Below are 21,811 nucleotides of genomic sequence, written 5' to 3'. Positions count from 1 at the left end.
ATCGGAGTGAGCGCACAGAAAATTGCCCTAGCCCAGATGAACCCGTTACTGGGTGACCTGGCTGGCAACGCGCAACTCATTCACAAGGCCGCTCTAGAAGCCCATTCCCAGGGCGCTAAAGTCCTTGTAACCCCTGAGCTTTCGCTCACAGGCTATCCCCCAGAAGATTTATTACTCCGCCCTGCTTTTATTGAGGCGGCAGACTTGCAGCTCAAACTGCTCGTGCAGGAGTTGGCTCAGTACCCTGATCTGACAGTAATTGTCGGTCACCCCAAAAAGACTGCTGCGGGTTTGCAAAATTACGCATCTGTTTTACAAAATGGTAGAGTGATTGCAGGCTATGCCAAACAAGAATTACCGAATCACGAGGTATTTGATGAGGTACGTTACTTTGTTCCCGGTAATCAACCCTGTGTTTTCAAATGCGATGGCATTGCTTATGGCTTGATCTTGTGTGAAGATGCTTGGCACACTGGTCCAGCTAAACAAGTCCATGCCGCAGGAGCCCAGATACTCTTGGTTCCCAATGCTTCACCCTATCATCTTAAAAAAGAATCTTTACGCATTGAAGTATTGCGCAGTCATATCGACCAAACCAAAATGCCTTTGGTCTATGTCAATGCAGTAGGTGGGCAAGATGAATTGGTTTTTGACGGCGGGTCCTTTGCACTGAACTCTCAGGGGCAAGTTGTGATGGCAATGCCTCAGTTTGAAACTGGACTTGGATTTGTCAATGCCACTACTGCTGGCGACTTAGAGCAAGGCGTGATTGCCGCACCCCAAAGCGTAGAGGCACAAGCTTATCAAGCCCTCGTCTTGGGTGTGCGTGATTATGTGAATAAGAATCGCTTTCCTGGCGTCATCATTGGCCTATCAGGCGGCGTTGACTCTGCTTTGGTGCTGGCAATTGCTGTCGATGCCCTAGGCGCTGATAAGGTGCGTGCGGTGATGATGGCTTCACGCTATACCGCTGACATCTCTTGGATTGATGCCCGTGAATTAGCTAAGAATCTAGGCGTGCAATACGACGAGATTCCAATTAGCGGACCAGTCGATGCGTTAGAGCAATCCCTGGCAGAGCAATTTAAAGGTCTCAAGGTCGACGCTACCGAAGAAAATATTCAGGCGCGTGTCCGCGGCACCATACTCATGGCACTCTCCAACAAAACAGGTCGCCTCGTATTAACTACTGGTAACAAGAGTGAAATGGCTGTTGGCTACTGCACTCTCTATGGCGATATGGCTGGTGGCTTTGCGGTGATCAAAGACATCGCCAAAACTTTGGTCTATCGTCTCTGCGCTTACCGCAATAGTATTGCTCCCGTGATACCCGAGAGAATTTTGACGCGCGCCCCTTCTGCTGAGTTACGTCCAGACCAAACCGATCAAGATAGCCTTCCCTCTTACGAAGTCTTAGACGGGATTGTCGAGCGCTATATGGAACAAAACCAATCGATCGCCCAAATTATTGCTGCCGGTTTTGATGAGCAAAGCGTAGAAAAAGTGACGCGCTTAATCAAGTTAAATGAATACAAGCGACGCCAAGCCCCTCCTGGGGTACGCGTGACGACCAGGGCTTTTGGGCGCGACTGGCGCTATCCCATTACTTCACAATTTAGAGCTTAGATACTTGAAAAGGGCCAGATTTGGCACTTCTTTCCAGTTCTAGGTATGATTACTGCATTAGGGGGAACACATGAAACTCATTACATCCATCATTAAGCCGTTCAAGCTTGACGAAGTACGTGAATCTTTAGCTGAAGTTGGCGTTACCGGCCTTACCGTAACCGAAGTCAAAGGCTTTGGTCGTCAAAAAGGCCATACCGAACTCTATCGTGGCGCTGAATACGTAGTGGATTTTTTGCCTAAGGTAAAGGTTGAGGCAGTAGTGGCCGATGACCGTGTTGAGGCTGCCATTGATGCCATTACAAAAGCAGCGCGCACTGGAAAAATTGGTGACGGGAAAATTTTTGTTACAGCAGTAGAGCAAGTGATTCGTATTCGCACAGGCGAGACCGACAACGCCGCTGTTTAATCACAAGCGCCTTTGGGCGCTTGCATTCATTTCAGAGCATTAACGAAACTGAGAATCTGTAGAGGCCGAGGGCTGAATCACTTCAGCTGGCTCTAAATTAATTGTTTTAGCAGTAGTGTTTCCAAGGCGAACTTTTGCGCCCTGATAATAGATATCCACTTGATTGAGTCCTGAGGTTAAGACTTTGAGTGGAGGCTTGCCATAAACACTCACACCAACACCGGGTTCTAAAGTTTTATTCTGGGTTTTTCCGCTGGCATCCACAACACAAACCGTTTGGGCCGCCTTGGATTGCAGATACACCATATCACCAGCCTTTTTTGGTGCGTCAGGCTTGTAATTAATTGCTGCAGTATCTACAGCAGGACATTCAGTACCAGTCGCTGCCACCGGCGCTACAGCCTTAGGTGCAGGGACTTCGGCCACGGCGCCTGGGGCAGCCGCTGGGCTTACCGACTTCGCATCGGCTGCCGCTTCAGCAGGAGGTGGATTTGGAGCAACCTCCTCTACCACCTCGATCTCTTCTTCCTTGACTGGCTCAGGGAAAAATAAGGGGCGTAAATTCACCACAGAAAATACCAAAGCAGCCAAGACGCTGACGATGAGCAATCGTTTCTTGTTAGGATTTTTTGCTGCTGATGTTGCACCCGCACTTTTCATTGGGGCAAGAGAATCAATTTGTTTTTCAGGCGCTTTTACTTCTACCGATTTTGCTGGTTTAGATTTTTTTTCAGTCTCTTTAGCACTACTCTTTCCCTCTTGCTCTATAGGATCAGGAGCGCTTTGCTTGACTGGTACTTGAGAGGCATCAAAGGCCTCTTCTGGCGTAAGACTCAGAAGTGCAGCAACCTTTTTAGCAGCAGTGAATTTAACTTGAGCGCCATAAAAGGAGCTCGACTCACCATTTTCAATCTGTTCGATTTGGCGTACCGATAAGCACGCCATTCCAGATAAGTCTTTGGTACTTAGACCAAGACTTTCCCGGGCTTTAGTAAAAGCCTCTTTACGTATTTCTGGGAGTTTGACCGAATTATTCACAAGCCAAGTGCCATCTCATTTATAGGTAATAGATTTGATACTAATCCCAAAATGGTACAAGGGTAATTAGCCTGGTAGCTAATGGTTGTAAGACTCATCATTTAGTCAAGGAATGACTCTCTAAATCTGACTCCAGATACTTCTTCACAAGCGTTTGCACCGAATCCACATGCATCTTATCCATCACTCTAGCCTTATGCACCTTAATCGTTGCATCGGTAGTACCCAGCTTGACAGCAATATCCTTATTTAAGAGGCCTTTCACCAACCAAGCGCATACCTCACGCTCTCTCGGGGTGAGGCTCTCGTAATCTCGCTTGGTTTCTACATCCAGAGAAACCCGCTTTAGTTGGCGACTATCAAAGTCAATGGCATCAGCCACGGCCTTCAATAGCTCTTCCAAATTGAAAGGCTTAAATAGAAAGTCCACCGCCCCTTTCTTGAGCCCTTGAACGATTTGGTGGGGGTGGCTTTGGCCGCTCACAAAAATAATCGGGGTTTTGCGGCCCATCTTGATCAGCTGCTCTTGGAGGTCTAAGCCCATCATATCCGGCATTTGCATATCCAACAGAATCACCGCAGGGGATACCGGCACTGATTTCTCAATAAATACGCGGGCAGATGCGTAATCCTCTACCAGATAGCCCAACTCGCGCAACATGCGAGACAAGGAAATCCGCATGGATTCATCATCATCAATTAAGTAGATATGGCCGACTTTAGTCATTGAATTCAAAGGGAAAAGTGATCGATTACCTAATGTACTGCAGTCGGTTTTACTAAGCTATTAGCTATCAGGCTAATATTCTAGGTAGAGATCAATCTATTTGCGGACTATTTGTATTGCGATGCAGCACATCCGGCGCCAATCTCCATCCGCTTCAAAGGAACGCTCAGATTGGTATCTCACGGCACAATAGAGCCTGTCAAAAATAAACCTATCTGGAGTAATAAGCATGAAACGCCTTAATGAACGCTCACGCATGGTCACCGAGGGAGTCGCGCGCGCGCCCAATCGCTCGATGTACTACGCCATGGGTTACGAAGAAAAAGATTTTTCTAAGCCGATGGTTGGCGTTGCGAATGGTCACTCCACTATTACTCCCTGCAATAGCGGCCTGCAAAAACTATCCGATGCTGCTGTAGCAGCTTTGGAAGAAGCTGGTGCAAAAGCACAAATGTTTGGTACACCCACTGTGTCTGATGGCATTGGCATGGGAACCGAAGGCATGAAATATTCCCTCGTCTCACGTGAAGTGATTGCTGACAGTATTGAAACTTGCGTCAATGGTTTATGGCAAGATGGTGTTGTAGTAATTGGTGGTTGCGATAAAAATATGCCAGGCGGCATGATGGCAATTGCTCGCACCAATGTTCCTGCGATCTACGTCTATGGCGGCACGATTAAGCCGGGCCATTACAAAGGCAAGGATTTGAATATCGTTTCTGCATTTGAAGCTGTCGGCGAATTTACCTCTGGCAGATTAAGTGAAGAGGACCTCAAAGGCGTTGAGCAGCATGCCTGTCCAGGGAGTGGCTCTTGTGGCGGTATGTATACCGCCAATACAATGAGTTCTTCTTTTGAGGCTTTGGGTATGAGTCTGCCCTACTCTTCCACCATGGCAAACGTCGATGCTGAAAAAGTCGCTAGCGCCGCTGAGTCAGCCCGCGTATTGGTTGAGGCAATCAAAAATAATTTACGCCCTCGCGACATCATTACCAAAAAATCGATTGAGAACGCAGTGAGCGTAATCATGGCTGTTGGTGGATCAACGAATGCAGTATTGCACTTCTTAGCGATTACCAGTGCTGCCGAAATCGATTGGACGATTGATGACTTTGAACGCATTCGTAAACGCGTTCCCGTCATCGTGGATATGAAACCATCGGGCACTTACTTGGCCACTGACTTGCACCAAGCTGGCGGTATTCCACAAGTCATGAAAATTCTCTTGGATGGTGGCTTGCTACATGGTGACTGTATGACCATCACCGGCAAAACCATCGCCGAAGTACTCAAGGATGTGCCATCAGTGCCGCGCGCTGATCAAAAGGTGATTCGCACTCTAGACAACCCTCTGTATAAGCAAGGCCACTTGGCTATCTTGAAGGGCAACATCTCCCCCGAAGGCTGCGTTGCCAAGATCACTGGCTTGAAGAACCCCTCAATCACGGGTCCTGCTCGTGTATTCGATTCTGAGGATGATGCAATGGCAGCCATCATGGCACAGAAGATCAAAGATGGTGACATCGTCGTGATTCGCTACGAAGGCCCTAAAGGCGGTCCTGGTATGCGTGAGATGCTCTCCCCTACCTCTGCACTCGTTGGCCAAGGTCTCGGTGAGTCTGTAGGGCTGATCACAGATGGCCGTTTCTCTGGTGGTACGTGGGGCATGGTAGTCGGTCACGTAGCGCCAGAAGCTTATGTCGGTGGTACGATCGCCCTGATTAACGAAGGGGACTCCGTCACAATCGATGCTCACAAACTGCTGATTCAGTTAAATGTTCCTGAAGAAGAGATTGCGAAACGTCGTGCGGCATGGAAGCAACCAAAACCACGCTACACCCGAGGCTTATTGGCTAAATATGCCAGCCTGGCAAGTAGCGCTAGCAAAGGTGCAGTAACAGACTTGGATTTAAAACTCTAAGCGTTATAGTCATCACCCAAACAAAAGCCCCTAAGTAACACTAGGGGCTTTTTTATTACGTCCGCTGACTAGCACAGGGTATCAATGCTTCATTGCGCCTGCGGCATTAACGGGAAATTTCACTTCAACATCACCTGCTTTAGCAAATTTCAGTTTTACTGGAACAGTTTCACCAGCTACAAATGGACCTTTCAGGTTCAGAAACATCAAATGGTAGCCACCGGGCTTAAGTTCAACACTGCCACCTGCAGGAACAGCGATATCTTTGACTTGGCGCATTTTCATGACATTGCCATCCATCGCCATTTCATGTAGTTGCACTTCACCGGCAGCTGGGGAGCTAGCAGAGAGCAATTGATCGCCATTGTTACCCTTGTTTTCTATCTTCATAAATCCGCCAGCAACCTGCTGGCCTGGAGCGGTAGCACGGGTATATGCATTTTCGATCTTAATGGCATCGCTGCTAACTGATTTGGTAACGCCCTGCGCCATGCCTGCGCCCTGAACACCCAATATCAACAACCCAATAGAGAATGCCTTAATTAATTTTTTCTTCATCTCGTCCTCACTTTTATCAATAAAACATGAACTATCCAGCTATGGATAACCATTGCTTGAGCTTTTCAAAGTCCATTGTTCCCGTCTTTCGTATTACTTTACCTTTTTTATCAATCAACAATGTCATTGGGGTCTCTCCCCGCCACTTTGGATCAATCTCATAACGCATTGCATCGTCAAATGGTGAGCTCATCATATAAGCATTGACAGAACCTAAATTGGCACCCAGCAACATCTTAGAAGCGCTCTCTGGAGAAACATCGTCTACTTGAATAAAAATAATTTTGGCATTTTTATGTTGAGATAAAAACTTGCCCCACTCTGGCATCTCTTTGACACAAGGAGAACATGTAACCCCCCAAAAATGAACGATCAAGGCTTGCCCTGTATAAGATTTCGTAAGACTTTTCCAATCGCCTTTCTGATAAGGCTTCAAAGTCAAACTTGGTGCTTGCGCAAAGCAAACCAGTGAGCACATTAGAAGGCAAGTAAGTAGTAATTTCTTCATCATTTAGAGTTTAATGGGATCAATTGATATCCATCCTCACGCGTGAGCCATGAAAGATATACCTTGGATCCATCGTTAATCAGCAAAGGATGATCGCTATAGCCAGCAGTACTAGATAAGAGGGCTGGCTTAGACCAAGTCATGCCATCATCCCCGGATTGCTTTAAAAATACTGAGGTTTTCTGTCCATCAAATTCCTTCCAGACCAACCAGACGGACTGACCAATTGCCAATAAATAGGGTCTAGAAACATTGGTATCTTGCCCGCCTATTCTTTGTGGCTTAGAGTAGGTTTCACCTCGGTTGCTTGAGTTGGCATAAAACACTCCCGCGCGATTGCTGCCTTGTGTAAACCAGGCAACATGCATTTTCCCTGAGCTAGAGATTGCAATGGTAGGACCATGGTGTGGACAGGCATCTGTTTTCCAAGCGTCATTTGATACGCGGCGAATCTGACCGGTTGAACTTGCTGTAATCACTTGCGTTGCATGATCCCGGATACCGCCCGGAAAGATTGCCCGATAAACAATACCTACTCCGCCCTGAGGATCTAAAGCGGTACCAATTCTGCAACACTCGCAACTAGACTCATTGGCTATTTTTTCTACCTCGAACGTCTTGCCATCATCACGTGAAAAAGAATAGGCTATTGATCCGCCAAGGCGCTGTTGTCCTGAATTCTTCGCTGCCGCGACCAAGCGCTTATCAACCCAGCCAATAAAAATCGAACCATCCGGACGGCTCACTACCGAGGGAAAGCGCTGACTCGCACCATCGTTCACAAGTGCTTGAGGAGTGCTAAAGGTTTTGCCACCATCCTCAGATCTCACGGTATTAATCTGTGCATTCCAATTGGCGTCCTTGAAGAATGCATAGGCCAGAAATACCTTTCCATTCTGAGTGACAGCCAGCTGAGGGCGTGCATCACTGCCTGCGTCTAATGATTTGCCGTGGGTAGCAACCATCACTGGAGTAGAGAACGATTTACCTAAATCCGAAGACTGCGCTACGGAAACCACCCCACCACCCGTCCAGGCCAAGAGCAGCTTACCATCATCCGTCAAGAATGGTGTAGCCGCATTGGCGCACTCTAGGCCAGTCCCAATGCAAGCACCAGGCTTTGCTGGTGACATCGCTGGCATATGAGAGGTGTGATCCATTTGCGCATTAGCAACATTGAGGACAAGCAAACCGAAGGCGCTAATCAATAGCGTCTTTGGAGAGAGGCGTGGTAGAAAATTGAACATTAGAAGATGATACGCGCGCCAACAGTCAGACTTTGGGGCTGGCCTACAACATAGCTCGACTGAGTAGTGGCTGCTGCATAAGTAATGTAGTTACGGTTAAATAAGTTAATCACGCTTGCAAAAATGCTGGTTGCCGGGGTTAACTCATAATTAGCACGCAGTCCGACAACTGCATATGAAGGAACCGGCAACTGATGCTGAGTATCCATCCATGAATTTCCAACATAGCGAACGGTTGTGGTGAGGCTAGCTTTCGGAATAGGAAAGTAGGTCATGCCAATAGTACCCATATTTTGGGGAATTCCACCCACCTGCGTCCAAGTCGGATTCAGCTTTTGATCTACACCTGTACCGATATAGGTCAATACAGTATTGGTATGCGTATACGTTGCATCTAGAGCCCACTGATTGCTGATATCGAAGTGGGATTGCAACTCCAACCCCTTACTTTGCAGATTTTGATTATTGCCGTACAGCGTAGTAGTACCCGAGCACACTGAAGCAGGACAACCTGCAGCCACTGCCTGTGCCGTAGTAATTTGCGGCGCATAGACGGCATTTTTCACCTGAGCCGTGTAAGCCGTCAGCTGAAGAAAACCAGCGCCCCACCGATAATCCGTGCCAATTTCAGCACCGATCATATTTTCAGGCGTCAGTAGTGGATTTGCCAGGCTATAGGAGCTGGAATTTCCATAAGAGCGGATCATATTATTGAGTCCTGGCGCATGAAACCCCTGATACCCTGCAGCCCTAAAATCCAATTCTTTTGTAGCCTGGAATAACAAACCTAAATTAGGGCTAAATTTATTAACAGTTTGGTTGGGCACATTCGTATAGGTCGGCACACCACTTTGTCCAGCAATCCAATATGTAGGAATTTGGCTTTGCCATTGGTCCCCTCTTAGCGAGAGTGTTGCCTCCAAGGGAATCGCGCTGAGCTTTGACTTAATCTGCCCCATGACGCCATAAAACTGTTGTTGTCCCTTCGCATAATCAGACCCCGACATCGTGCCAACATTAGCGCCACTACCAGCATTGAAAGTATTCGTTAGATTGGAAGCGGCAACCTGTCGCCCATCCACGCTCAAAATCGCCTGATCAATCAGTTGCTCAGAGAATGCTCTGGTGTACTGAGCAGAAGCGCCTGCTGTTGTGTACGGATCGTTGTAATTGGCAGAAATATAGCCAGGATTGGTAATCTTATAAGGTGCAGTCGTAGTGCCCGAGGTACTGACATTCTGCTGCCATAAGGTTGTATTTTCATAAAAGCCATTTACCTGAAGTTTTTCAGCAGCATTAAGGCGCGTACTTGCTCCAGCTGAGAAGGTAGTTTCGGTTGTAGTTTTCGTCGCAAAGTTATAACCCCCCACCGGTAGGTTCTGCATATTATGTGAGCCCAAATTAAAAAAGGCATCTGTATCGGAGCTCAGTTTTAACTCCCCTTGCAGTCGATAGTTAGCGCTATTAGCGCTTTCTGATCCCATTCCCGGCAGAAGTGGTGCTGCTTGAGCTTTACCATTTACCACCTTAACCTGAGGATAAGTTGTCGCTGGCGAAATCGTTGCTTGGTTTACGTAACCATCCGTATTAAAAAAATCCGCAGAGATTCGCAGCTTTAAAACATCGTTAATCGCCAACTCTTTTGAAGCCGCCAAGGTGCTGGTATTAAAAGTGCCATAACTACCAGAAATTTCCCCCTTGTTATCTGCAATGGGTTTAGTGGTGATGTTGATGACTCCGCCCATACCCATGTTCCCGTAAAGATTGGATACTCCGCCACGAATAAATTCCACATCCTGAATAGCCGACATGGGAACTAAATTCCATTGCACCGTCCCGTACATTGCATCATTGGCAGGCAGTCCATCAATCAGAACTAGTGTGCGAGCATTTCCAAGGCCCCGTACATTGAGACTTTGTCCAGTCGGATCTTTTTGATAGTAGGGCTGATCGTTTAAGAAGACGCTAGATTGATTTTTCAATACTTGATCGATCGTCTGCTCTGGGGCTAGCTCCAACTCCTCTTTCGTCAGAACCGTCGTATTCTGGGTCATATCTTTTAGCTCGGTTCCAGCACGACTTGCGCTCACCACTACTTCACCAATCTTTTGACCATAATCTGGCGGAAGCGCACTTTGCGCAAACACCTGCCCAGCAAGGCCGAGGCTAATACCCATTAAAGTGCACTTGAATATGTGCGATACAGGTTTAAAGCGAAACATCCATTACTCCAACAAGAATTCGGCAACAAGGTTGCCAACTGCATAGCGAGGCTATGCCCTAAGTTTTTTTAGGCTTGTACTGGAGGGGCTGCTGAAGGAGGGATTACCCAAACATTGAATCTTTTGGGTGATTGATAGAAAAGCTGAGGAAGCAATGCAAGTGTTTGCGGCGCTTCAAATGTGAGATGGTTATTGAATACTGGCGTGATCACGCTATGAGTTACGCAGTAGGGGCAAGGTTGCGTTTGATTGGCAAGGTCTTGGTCTTCACCCTGAATATCAATTTGCATCTTGCTGCCATCCACCGAACAAATCTCCATGGCAAAACCATGACCACCTTTTACTAGCGATACTGCCTGAGATAAGGCAGGCGCGAGCGCACTCATCGCAATGGCTGCAGCAGCAATCCAATGAACAAGGCGACTTTTGGTGAATTTCATGATTGGGGAATTTTAGCCGATTCCACCACCCTCTTCGCTCTACATCGCGGGGCATTGAGCAAAGAAAAAGGGGTCCGAAGACCCCTTTTTTAGGCTGAAGCCCGAATTACATTGAAGCCGAACGCTCGATCAGTTTGCGGCGCATTGGACGCAATACAAACCAAGCCAAGATTGCAGCAGTTCCGTTCAAGAAGCTCGCAACCCAGAACACCACTTCCCAGCCACCTGTCATTGTGACCAACACACTAGACAATGGCACTAACAAAGAAGCAGTCCCTTTTGCGGTGTAGAGCAGACCTGCGTTACCAGCAGCATAGGTTGATCCAAAAGTATCTGCGTTTGTGGATGGGAACAAGCTGTAGATCTCACCCCAAGCAAAGAACACTAAACCAGTCAACAAAACGAACATCACTGGATCACGGCCGAGGTAGTACAAACCAAGAATGCCTAAGCACTCAAATGAGAAGCACAAAGTCATGGTTTGCTCGCGACCAATCTTGTCAGACACCCAACCGAAGAATGGACGTGTCAAGCCGTTCAATACACGGTCAACAGTCAATGCAAAAGTAAGTGCTGGCAAAGCCAATCCCATCAAGCTCACAGTGACACCAGCAATTTGGAAGTCTTTAGCGATTGGGCCTAATTGTGCTGTAGCCATCAAGCCACCAGCAGCAACCATGACGAACATGAGGTACATGATCCAGAACACCGGCTGTTTAACCATTTCCATTGGACGGAAATCTTTGCGAGTCTGTGCAACAGCGGCCTTGACAGTAGTAATAGCGCTCTTAATTGGCTTGGAGAGCAACAAGCTCAAGACCACAACAATGATGCCTTGACCGATACCAAAGTACCAGAATGCATCTTGATAACCTTGATTTGCAATCATGTTAGCAATTGGAATCACCGTTAATGCAGAGCCAGCACCGAATCCTGCGGCAGTAACACCAGCAGCGAGACCACGACGATCTGGGAACCACTTGAGTGCGTTACCTACGCAAGTGCCGTATACGGCACCAGCACCAACGCCGCTTACAGCAGCAGCTGTATAGAGCATGGTTAATGTTTCTGCGTGGGCATTCATCATCCAACCAAGACCACACAAAATTCCACCGCCAAATACCACTGGGCGTGGACCAAATTTATCAACCAGGTAACCCTCGATTGGCACCAACCATGTTTCAGTCAACACAAAAATGGTGAATGCAACTTGAATCGCTGCGCGACCCCAACCAAACTTAGCATCAATTGGATTAACGAATAAAGTCCAACCATATTGCAAGTTTGCAATCATCGACATACAAATAACGCCGATTAGTAGCTGAAACCAACGACCCCCTAGAGGTCCTGCAGTTTTCTCGCCGCTCATCCTGAATCTCCTATTTTTACTTTTTATAAATGCTTATCTCACCCAAAAATTGGGTTAAGTGATTTTTAAGCATTTAAACCGGGGAAGACTTGACACTAATCAAGTTTTCTTCAAATCCACACTAGTGATTACCCTTCCTAAAACCATGTGAAATCTCAGGCTATTTGAGGGATGTCGCTCACAGTATGACTGATGCGTGCGTTTAATGAAGCAAAGAAAAAGCCACCCGTAGGTGGCTTTCTAGCTAACTACTTTTTTGAATTACATACCGCGGTATGCGCCATCAAAATCATAGTGACGGGATTGCTGCTGAGCAGCTGGTTTGCTTTCAGAAAAAAGCTGGTTGATCATATTCAATAGAACAGTCATTTGAATCTCCTTAAGGGTTAATACCTAGATTATAACCCTAATACATATTGCAATGCAATACATCAATTCACAATGTGAAATAAAAGAACGTAAACAGTGCGTCAATCCAGGAAAACAATCGTTTTCTGGGGCTTAAAGTAGTTTGATTCATTGAAGGCTTTTGCCTGCCCCACTCAATTGGGGGCTCCACCGTGTTTTGCCAGTATTCCGCTGGCGGGACTGTCTCCCCATCTCACCCGATGACTCAGGCGGTTTACTTCGTATTTTCTTGAGAGACTGGCACATCCGTGACTTTGCGCCTATTGGTTCTAGTGCCAGCCCCTTGGTTAGAACGAGTTCCAACCAGAAATAACACTGTATTCCTAAAAGCTCGAAAAGTCAAGTAATTTAGTCAAGTATTTTTGAGAGATCCAGGCTGGTGCAATGGTGCCGCTTGCCGGAATCGAACTGGCGACCTTTTCATTACGAATGAACTGCTCTACCAACTGAGCTAAAGCGGCGCTGAAAATAAATTCTAGCGGAAACGGTCCAGCAATTTCTTGCTAACTTTATCAAGCTGAGTAGAGTCTTTAATGAGGAACTGCAAACCATTGGAGTCGGCAATTAATAAGGTATTGCCTGCGATGCGACGAATATCCTCTTCACCTTTTAGACGGATTCGAGTTGGACCACGATCCGTTTCGATATCCCAAATACTCGGCGTAGCAAATGTAGATACCTTCGTGATTTTTTCAATCACAGGCATAAATTCGCGTGCAGCCAATTCTTCTTCGATGAGTGTGAGCTCTGCTGATGGAATAGCCGCAACATCCGGATACCAAAATACTTCTTTGCCGGATTGATCCATGATTCCAACTCCGGCATGTGGTGCGGTAATTGGAAATGCACGCACAGGATGAACGCCAACATGAGAGTGACCCCTGGCATCAACAAACACTAGACGCCCAAGCGAATCGCGTAAGAGTTGATGTGTCTGACTCATACGCCACCCCCAATATTTTTGGCAATCACTTCCAAACGCTCTTCCTGTTTTTCTGCGGAACTATCTTCGAGACTCTCACCAATCGCCCCACCCTCAACCAGCTCAGCCGCATGGCGCAATTGGGCTTGATACAAGGTGTAATAGGCGCCCTGGGCGTCCATCAGCTGCTCGTGTGAGCCTATCTCAACGATTTCACCCTTATCCAAGACGACAAGGCGATCAGCTTTTCTGAGGGTTGAGAGACGATGGGCAATCGCAATGGTTGTGCGGCCCTTCACTAGATTGTCTAAAGCACGCTGAATTTCTTTTTCAGTGGTAGTGTCAACCGATGAAGTAGCCTCATCCAAAATCAGAATCGCTGGATTAATGAGGAGCGCGCGTGCAATCGAAATACGCTGACGCTCACCACCAGATAAAGATTGGCCACGCTCACCAACGAGCGAGTCATAACCTAGCGGTAAACGTAAAATGAATTCATGGGCATGCGCTGCGCGAGCTGCTTCAATAATTTCTTCACGAGTAGCGTCCGGTTTGCCATAGGCAATATTCTCTGCGATCGTCCCAAAAAATAAAAAGGGTTCTTGTAATACAAGCCCAATACATTTCCGGTAATCGGCGATACCGATACTGCGAATATCGCGCCCATCTAAGGCGATGGATCCTGAACTGACGTCATAAAAACGGCAAATCAAATTCACCAAAGTACTCTTGCCCGAGCCGCTATGTCCCACCAGACCAATCATCTCGCCGGGAACAATATCTAAGTCAATCCCCTTGGATACCGCGCGATTGCCATAGCGGAAACCAACGCCGCGTAAGGAGATACCCCCTTTGACAGGACCCAGTGGCGCTGGGTTAATCGGCTCAGGAACACTAGATACATGGTCCAAAATATCAAAGATTCGTTTTGCACCAGCAGCTGCTTTTTGCGTATGCGACACAATGCGACTCATAGAATCCAGGCGCACATAGAAGCGGCCGATGTATGCAAGAAAGGCAATCAAGACGCCAACGGTGACCTTTTGGTGCGCTACCTGCCAAATACCAAATCCCCACACTACCAATAAACCCGTTTCGGTTAATAAGGTGACGGTTGGCGAGAACAATCCCCAAACACGATTGACGCGATCGTTAATCTGTAGATTGTGTTTGTTTGAATCCACAAAGCGTTTGAGCTCACGGTCTTCTTGCGCAAAAGCTTTGACCACTCGAATACCAGGAATGGTATCTGCCAAAATATTGGTGACTTCCGACCAGATCCGATCAATCTTCTCAAAACCAAAACGCAAGCGATCGCGCACCGCATGGATCATCCACACAATAAATGGCAGTGGCGCTAAGGTCACCAAGGCCAATAGTGGATCGATCGATACCAAGATAGCAGCAGTCATCGTGATCATCAACACATCGGTAGCGAAGTCCAGTGCATACAGAGACAAGAAAACGCAGATACGATCTGTCTCCGCACCAATCCTTGCAATCAAGTCACCTGTCCGCTTGCCGCCAAAGTACTCGAGCGATAGCTTGAGCAGATGCTCAAAGGTAGTATTGCGCAAATCAGCGCCGATACGCTCGCTCACCAAGGCAAGCAAATAGGTCTTCCACCAACCCAGTCCCCACGCAATCAGTGAGGCCCCAAATAAGGCCAATAAATATTTACTGGCTAAGTGGAAATCGATCGGATTGCCACGCTCATAGGGAATCAAGACATGATCCATTAATGGCATCGTGAGGTATGGCGGAATTAAGGTTGCGCCGGTCGACAGAAGCGTCAAGATAAAACCAAGTAAGAGCTGATTTTGGTACGGCTTAGCAAAACGCCATAACTTGAGTAAGGTCCAGGTTGATGGTGGTTTGTCATCTTCGGGGTCACAGGTAGGACACACATCCGAATTGGCTGGCTTTGGACTTAAGCAAACTGGACAAACTTGTTTGTCGTATTCAGTGACCTCAGCCTCACTCTGCTCGCCTGCGCGTGTCAACTTTCTAAAGCTAGATTGAAGGCGCAGCACCTGAGGATTAACCGCTAAGGTGAAATACCAGATTCTTTGTAAAGCGTTGGCCGTCTCTAGCCTTAAATGACCCACCCCGGCGTGATCCCCATGAATCAGATGCTCCGCAGGGCTAATACTCCAGGACTCAAAACTAGCGCCGTCCGTCCAAAATAGACCCTCTTCGGTCAGTAACAAGAGGCTTTTTTCGAAGCGGAGATTGGCATCTAAATCCAACTCAACCCAAGCCAGCAATGCCTCTAGGCTCTTGATCGGAGAGTTTTTGCCCTCAACAATAGGCTGCCAGTAGCTAGGCAGAGCAGGGGCAAAAGGTAGGATTTCTGGCTTCATTAACTCTAAAAGTATAGTGGAGCCAGATTTTTTAGATTTATCAAGCCTGTCAACTTTTGGGCCCAGAAAAACGTTAAATTATTGAACTAAGCTTTTTTATGCATTTTTGCTATTTTTGTGGATTTTGAATAAAAACTAGAAACAGAGACCGTCTACCGCGCCACCCCCTTTCTTACCGGCGTCGACCCTTCTTAACCCCCATCCATGCCCCAATTACTAGATAAATCCATCGAGATCCTGAGCGTTAAGCATCTCCGTGGCCCCAATATGTGGACTTACCACCCCGTCATTGAGGTTTGGATTGATATTGGCGATTTGGAGGACTACCCCTCCAATCTGATTCCCGGCTTTTATGAGCGTCTGGTCAAAGCCCTCCCCAGTCTGGTGGAGCATCGTTGCAGTTACGGAGAAACGGGCGGCTTCCTTAAACGCGTGGAAGAAGGCACTTGGCCAGCGCACATCATGGAGCACCTCACATTAGAGTTGCAAAATTTGGCAGGCATTCCTGGTGGATTTGGCAAAGCTCGTGACGGCGATCGTCGTGGCGTCTACAAAGTGATGGTCAGCGCTATCAACGAAGAAGTAACGTTGACTGCCCTCAAATATGCACGTGATCTCTATCTTGCTTTAGCGCAAGACAATCAAGATTGTGTTGCACAAGTTCAAAATATTATTGAGAACCTGCGTGAGCTAGGTGACGATCTTTTATTAGGTCCGAGTACAGCTTGCATTGTTAATGCAGCGGAAGAGCGCGGCATTCCGTCCATTCGTTTATCAGAAGGTAATTTAGTGCAGTTGGGTTACGGCGCCAAACAACGCCGTATCTGGACTGCAGAAACCGATCAGACTAGTGCAATTGCCGAAACCATCTCTCGAGATAAAGATCTGACTAAAAGCTTATTGCGTAGCGCTGGCGTTCCAACCCCAGAGGGTAGAACGGTGACCAGCCCAGATGACGCCTGGGAAGCCGCGCAAGATATCGGCTTACCAGTGGTTGTTAAACCAATTGATGGCAATCATGGTCGCGGTGTATTTATAAACCTCTACACACAACAAGAAATTGAAGCTGCTTATGCAGTAGCCATTGATGAAGGTAGCGAAGTGCTTGTAGAGCGCCATATTGTTGGTGATGAACATCGCCTATTGGTGGTCGGCAATAAGGTAGTTGCTGCTGCCAAAGGTGAAACTGTTTGGGTCACAGGTGACGGTAAACATACTGTTCATGAACTCATTCAGATTCAGATTAATTCAGATCCGCGTCGCGGCACCGCAGAAGAGCATCCACTTAATCCAGTGCGCATAGACTCTGCTGTTGAATTGGAACTGGCCCGCCAAAAATTAACTGGCACCAGCATTCCTGCACTTGATCAAAAAGTACTCATTCAAAGCAATGGCAACGTCGCTTTTGATGTTACTGATCTGGTGCATCCTGACGTTGCTAGCCAAGTAGCCTTGGCTGCTCGGGTAGTGGGCCTAGAAATTGCAGGTGTTGACTTGGTTGCGCAAGATATTGGCCGCCCCCTGGCAGAGCAAAATGCCGCCATTGTGGAAGTAAATGCCGGCCCTGGCCTTTTGATGCACTTAAAGCCCGCAAGCGGCAAACCCCAGCCCGTTGGCAAAGAAATAGCAGCGCACCTCTTCCCTCCTGGCGCAGATTTCCGCATTCCACTCGTTGGCGTTTGCGGCGAAAAAGGCAAGACTCCGGTTGCGGAAATGATTGCCCATTTCTTGCGCTTAACCAATGTTTACGTTGGCCTATCTTGCAGCAAGGGTTTATTTTTTGGCAATCGCGCCATTCCGAATACCAATGCCTCTAATTGGGAAAATGCACGTCGCACCCTACTCAATCGCGCTGTAGAAGCCGCTGTGATTGAAAACAATCATCTATCGATGTTGATTGAAGGTCTGGCATACGATCGTTGCCAAGTCGGTGTAGTTCTCAATGTAGACCCCAAAGCAAATTTTCCGCAATACGCTATTTACGATGAAGACCAAGTGTTTAGTGTGGTGCGTACCCAAATTGATGTAGTGCTACCAACGGGTGTTGGCATTCTCAATGCCGATGATGCGATGTGTATTCAGATGGCGGAACTGTGCGATGGTGAAGTCATTTTCTTTAGCGAACATCCCGATTCCGAGATCGTCAAAACCCATTTGCAGAATGGTGGGCGCGCAGTCCTGATTGGTAAACAGCAAATCACCCTTAAGTCTGGCAAGTTGGATCAAAAATCTATTCCAGTTCCACGGCATTCTGAATCGAATAGCGCATCCCCTTGGAAGGCCATGAACTTGGGTGCTGCCATAGCCGCCGCGTGGGCTTTAGATATACCGTTTAATGTTATTGAAGCTGGTGCAGAAACCTTCGTGCCAGATCTCGCTACTGCAACAGGGGCTTAATTGGAAATCACCCGTATTCGTATGTTGCGCGGACCCAATTTATGGAGCCGCCATACCGCACTAGAAGCGATTGTCTCTTGTGAATTCTCAGAGCGCTCTATTGACTCTATCCCTCAATTTGAAACCAAGATTCGGGAACGCTTTCCACAACTAGGAAGCATGCGTCGCGGTGGGCTCACTGAGCCGCTTTCCCTTGCACATGCGCTTGAGCATGCAGCATTAGGTCTGCAGGCACAAGCTGGCTGCCCTGTGACTTTCAGTCGTACAGTGCAAACAGTGGATGACGGTGTGTATCAAGTTGTTGTGGAATACATTGAAGAAGTTGTTGGTCGCATGGCCTTTGACTTTGGTTTTGCCTTGATTCAAGCCACCCTTAATGATGCGCCGTTTGATTTAGCAGCAGCACTCTCTGAGCTGGAAGCGTTATATGAAGATGTTCGCTTAGGACCCAGCACCGGCTCCATCGTTGACGCTGCCGTCCAACGCAATATTCCTTTTCGCCGCATGACTGAAGGCAGCATGGTGCAATTTGGTTGGGGTAGCAAACAAAAGCGTATTCAGGCCGCAGAAACCAGTGATACCAGTGCGATTGCTGAAGCCATCGCCCAAGACAAAGAGCTAACCAAAAACCTCCTAGCCGCTGCTGGGGTGTCCGTTCCTATCGGCGAGGTCGTGACGACCGCTGATGATGCTTGGCGTGCCGCACAAAAGATTGGCGGCCCGATTGTGCTCAAACCAAAAGACGGCAATCAAGGCAAAGGTGTTGTTGCCAATATTCAAACGGAAGCGGAAGTACGCGCTGGCTTTGAAGTTACCCAAGGTTTTGGTCGTGAAACGATTGTTGAGCGCTATCTCCCTGGCGCAGACTACCGTCTCTTGGTGGTGGGCAATCGCCTTTCTGCTGCCGCGCGTCGTGAACCTGCGCAAGTGGTTGGAGACGGCAAACTTACGGTCGCTGAACTCGTAGAAAAAGAAAATCAAAATCCTTTGCGAGGCGATGGTCATGCCACTGCATTAACCAAAATTCGCTTTGATGACATTGCCCTCGCCCACTTGGCAAGCAATGGCCTTACTCCACAATATGTTCCAAAAACGGGTGAGCGCGTTTTATTACGTCACAATGCCAACCTTAGCACTGGCGGCACTGCGACCGATGTAACAGATGATGTTCATCCAGATGTCGCTGCTAGTGCCGTTGCTGCTGCGCAAATGATTGGTTTAGATATTGCCGGTGTCGATATCTTGTGCGAGGCCATTTATAAGCCACTTGAACAGCAAGGTGGCGGTATTGTGGAAGTCAACGCTGCCCCTGGCTTGCGGATGCACTTAAAGCCATCCTTCGGCAAAAGCCGTCCTGTAGGTGAAGACATCATCAATATGATGTTCCCACCAGGCGAAGATGGCCGCATTCCAGTAGTAGCAGTCACCGGCACAAACGGCAAAACCACTACTGTGCGTTTAATCTCCCACCTGTTAAAAGAGACTGGTCTACGCGTCGGCATGACTGGCACAGATGGCGTCTATATCAACGATCGACTCATTGATACCGGCGATTGCAGTGGACCCAAGAGTGCTCGCAATGTCTTGATGCATCCAGATGTGGATGCTGCCGTTCTTGAAACCGCCCGTGGCGGCTTGCTGCGGGAAGGTCTTGGTTTTGATCGCTGTGAAGTTGCCGTGGTGACCAATATCGGCGAAGGCGATCATCTGGGCCTGAACTACATCACTAGTGTTGAAGACTTGGCGATTCTCAAGCGCGTCATCGTGCAAAACGTGGCTCCGACTGGCGCTGCTGTACTCAATGCGGCAGACCCCATGGTTGCAAAAATGGGTGATAAGTGCTCTGGCCGCGTCATCTTCTTTGCTCAAAACCAACATCACCCTGTTATTACTGCGCACCGCGCCAAGAATAAAAAAGTGATTTACTTTGATGGCACCTATATCGTTGCATCCAAAGGCTCGCGCGTCATGTACCGCTTCCCCGTCAGCGAGATTCCATTAACCCAAAATGGCGTCCTGGGCTTCCAAATCGAAAATGCGATGGCCGCCATCGGTGCTGCCTGGGCCTTGGGTCTTGATGCGGAAAAAATTGCTCGCGGCTTACATAGTTTTGAGAGTACTGCTAATGCTGTGCCAGGACGGTTTAACCAGTTCAAACACAAAGGTGCCACGGTCATTGCTGACTATGGCCACAATCCCGATGCAATGCGCGCCTTAACCAGCGCCGTTGATGCGATGAAGCCCAAGAAAAGCCATGTTGTCATTAGCGGTGCGGGTGATCGCCGTGATGAAGATATTCGTGATTTGACTCGCATTCTGGGTAATGCTTTTGATAATGTGATTTTGTATCAAGATGCCTGTCAGCGTGGTCGTGAAGATGGTGAAGTATTAAAGCTGCTTCAAGAAGGTTTGGTCGGGGCGACTAAAGCAAAACAAGTGAAAGAAATTCATGGCGAGTTCTTGGCAATTGATACCGCCTTAAACGATTTGTCTGAAGGCGACATCTGCTTAATCTTAATTGATCAAGTAGAAGAATCCTTGGCCTACTTAAAAGAAAAAGTGCAGCCTTAATTTTTTCTGTGGGCAATAAAAAACCCAATCAGCTGATTGGGTTTTTTATTGGGTGATCATCGAATTTAGGCATGGTAATGCTGTAAGCGATCAATCTCTTCCTTCGATCCGAGCATGACAGAAACACGCTCATGCAAATCTGTAGGCTGCAAATCCATAATCAATTCCTTGCCATTGGTGGATGCACCACCAGCCTGCTCTACCAAGAAACTCATCGGGTTGGCTTCATACATCAAGCGCAATTTGCCTGGCTTGTGAGGCTCACGCTGATCCCATGGATACATAAAAACACCGCCGCGTGATAAAACGCGATGCACATCGGCAACCATAGAAGCAATCCAGCGCATATTGAAGTCTTTTTCACGAGCGCCACCCACTCCAGCCAGGCACTCTTCTACATAGCGACGCACAGGATCTGCCCAGTGACGCATATTCGACATATTGATCGCAAATTCTTTAGTGGAATGGGCAATCGTGACGGCATCTTTAATTAATAAAAACTCACCCGTGACTTTGTTTAAGGTAAACATCACCACGCCATCACCCATCGTGAGCGCCATCGTTGTTTGTGGACCGTAGACCACGTATCCTGCTGCCACCTGATGTCGACCAGATAATAAAAAATCAGCCGTTTCTAATGGTGCCTGGGGATCTTGCTTTTTCAGGATAGAAAAAATCGTGCCGATAGAGACGTTGACATCAATATTGGATGAACCATCCAGCGGATCGAACAACAATAAATAATCACCAGTACCCTGAACTGGAACTGGCAATTCCATTTCTTCAGAAGCTAAGCCGGCAAGTGATTGGCAATTTTTTACACCGTCTATCAATAGGTCATTCGCGATGATGTCGAGCTTTTGCTGAACCTCACCCTGAACGTTACCAGTACCCGCCGAACCCAACAAACCAATCAAAGCGCCTTGCGCCACTTCATGACTAAGCGTAGAGCAGGTATTGACTACAGCAGTCAGCAAGTCTTGCAGGCCTACTGGCACAGCCGCACCCTTAGGTTTAGCGCTTGCCAAATACTGCTTGAAATTGATATGGGTATTAGAAGACAAAACGATCTCTCCGATGATTTC

General features: G+C 47.7%; 15 protein-coding genes, 1 tRNA gene and 1 pseudogene. 5 read left to right on the top strand and 12 right to left on the bottom strand.

Going from position 1 to position 21,811, the window contains the following annotated elements; all coding sequences use genetic code 11:
- Positions 1-6 precede the first annotated feature (6 nt).
- Both ICN24_RS07105 and glnK read left to right on the top strand, forming a co-directional pair.
- Positions 7-1,626 (top strand): NAD+ synthase, encoded by a 1,620-nt coding sequence (locus ICN24_RS07105; RefSeq protein WP_216222463.1) that lies wholly within the window; start codon positions 7-9, stop codon positions 1,624-1,626.
- A gap of 70 nt (positions 1,627-1,696) precedes the next feature.
- Positions 1,697-2,035: a P-II family nitrogen regulator gene (gene glnK, locus ICN24_RS07100; RefSeq protein WP_216222462.1), complete on the top strand. Its 339-nt coding sequence runs from the start codon at positions 1,697-1,699 to the stop codon at positions 2,033-2,035.
- 39 nt (positions 2,036-2,074) lie between these two features.
- Here the strand turns inward: glnK and ICN24_RS07095 are convergent, their stop codons facing one another.
- Entirely contained in the window at positions 2,075-3,073 is a 999-nt protein-coding gene (locus tag ICN24_RS07095; protein WP_216222461.1) for a RodZ family helix-turn-helix domain-containing protein, read from the bottom strand.
- A gap of 97 nt (positions 3,074-3,170) precedes the next feature.
- Positions 3,171-3,800, bottom strand: coding sequence for a response regulator transcription factor (locus tag ICN24_RS07090; RefSeq protein WP_216222460.1), 630 nt, complete (start codon positions 3,798-3,800; stop codon positions 3,171-3,173).
- A gap of 229 nt (positions 3,801-4,029) precedes the next feature.
- Between ICN24_RS07090 and ilvD the strand changes: the two genes are divergently transcribed.
- A complete protein-coding gene (gene ilvD / locus ICN24_RS07085) occupies positions 4,030-5,721 on the top strand; it encodes a dihydroxy-acid dehydratase (RefSeq protein WP_216222459.1) in 1,692 nt (563 codons plus the stop codon).
- 81 nt (positions 5,722-5,802) lie between these two features.
- Here ilvD and ICN24_RS07080 read toward each other — a convergent pair whose 3' ends face one another.
- From ICN24_RS07080 to ICN24_RS07040, 9 genes are all read right to left on the bottom strand, one after another.
- On the bottom strand, positions 5,803-6,279 hold the full coding sequence (locus tag ICN24_RS07080; protein WP_216222458.1) for a copper chaperone PCu(A)C: 477 nt from the start codon (positions 6,277-6,279) through the stop codon (positions 5,803-5,805).
- A gap of 31 nt (positions 6,280-6,310) precedes the next feature.
- Positions 6,311-6,757: a TlpA disulfide reductase family protein gene (locus tag ICN24_RS07075; protein ID WP_216222457.1), complete on the bottom strand. Its 447-nt coding sequence runs from the start codon at positions 6,755-6,757 to the stop codon at positions 6,311-6,313.
- Between the two features lie 29 nt (positions 6,758-6,786).
- Positions 6,787-8,034 (bottom strand): sialidase family protein, encoded by a 1,248-nt coding sequence (locus ICN24_RS07070; protein WP_216222456.1) that lies wholly within the window; start codon positions 8,032-8,034, stop codon positions 6,787-6,789.
- Positions 8,034-10,256 (bottom strand): TonB-dependent receptor, encoded by a 2,223-nt coding sequence (locus ICN24_RS07065; protein ID WP_216222455.1) that lies wholly within the window; start codon positions 10,254-10,256, stop codon positions 8,034-8,036. The genes ICN24_RS07070 and ICN24_RS07065 overlap by 1 nt, the downstream gene beginning before the upstream one ends.
- A 68-nt stretch (positions 10,257-10,324) precedes the next feature.
- The gene (locus ICN24_RS07060) at positions 10,325-10,696 is read right to left on the bottom strand and encodes a DUF2946 family protein (protein WP_216222454.1); all 372 of its coding nucleotides are present in this window, start codon (positions 10,694-10,696) and stop codon (positions 10,325-10,327) included.
- A 106-nt stretch (positions 10,697-10,802) separates the two neighbouring features.
- Entirely contained in the window at positions 10,803-12,065 is a 1,263-nt protein-coding gene (gene oxlT / locus ICN24_RS07055; protein WP_216222453.1) for an oxalate/formate MFS antiporter, read from the bottom strand.
- 793 nt (positions 12,066-12,858) lie between these two features.
- Positions 12,859-12,934, bottom strand: a tRNA-Thr gene (locus ICN24_RS07050).
- Between the two features lie 14 nt (positions 12,935-12,948).
- Positions 12,949-13,416, bottom strand: a complete 468-nt coding sequence (locus tag ICN24_RS07045; RefSeq protein ID WP_216222452.1) for a DUF1854 domain-containing protein — start codon at positions 13,414-13,416, stop codon at positions 12,949-12,951.
- Positions 13,413-15,758 (bottom strand): ABC transporter ATP-binding protein, encoded by a 2,346-nt coding sequence (locus ICN24_RS07040; RefSeq protein ID WP_216222450.1) that lies wholly within the window; start codon positions 15,756-15,758, stop codon positions 13,413-13,415. Before ICN24_RS07040 ends, ICN24_RS07045 begins: the two co-directional genes overlap by 4 nt.
- 204 nt (positions 15,759-15,962) lie before the next feature.
- Between ICN24_RS07040 and cphA (ICN24_RS07035) the strand changes: the two are divergent.
- Both cphA (ICN24_RS07035) and cphA (ICN24_RS07030) read left to right on the top strand, forming a co-directional pair.
- Positions 15,963-18,143, top strand: a pseudogene (gene cphA, locus ICN24_RS07035) (cyanophycin synthetase); the annotation flags it as partial.
- A gap of 12 nt (positions 18,144-18,155) precedes the next feature.
- Entirely contained in the window at positions 18,156-20,726 is a 2,571-nt protein-coding gene (gene cphA, locus ICN24_RS07030) for a cyanophycin synthetase (RefSeq protein WP_216222446.1), read from the top strand.
- Positions 20,727-20,791: 65 nt separating this feature from the next.
- Here the strand turns inward: cphA (ICN24_RS07030) and ICN24_RS07025 are convergent, their stop codons facing one another.
- Positions 20,792-21,790 carry a class 1 fructose-bisphosphatase gene (locus ICN24_RS07025; RefSeq protein WP_216222444.1) on the bottom strand — a complete coding sequence of 333 codons (999 nt, stop codon included), beginning with the start codon at positions 21,788-21,790 and terminating at the stop codon, positions 20,792-20,794.
- Positions 21,791-21,811 lie beyond the last annotated feature (21 nt).

It is taken from the genome of Polynucleobacter sp. UK-Kesae-W10 (assembly GCF_018881575.1).
Taxonomy (GTDB): domain Bacteria; phylum Pseudomonadota; class Gammaproteobacteria; order Burkholderiales; family Burkholderiaceae; genus Polynucleobacter.
Note: the sequence above shows the minus strand (reverse complement) of the source record. Positions and strands in the feature narration are given on the sequence as shown.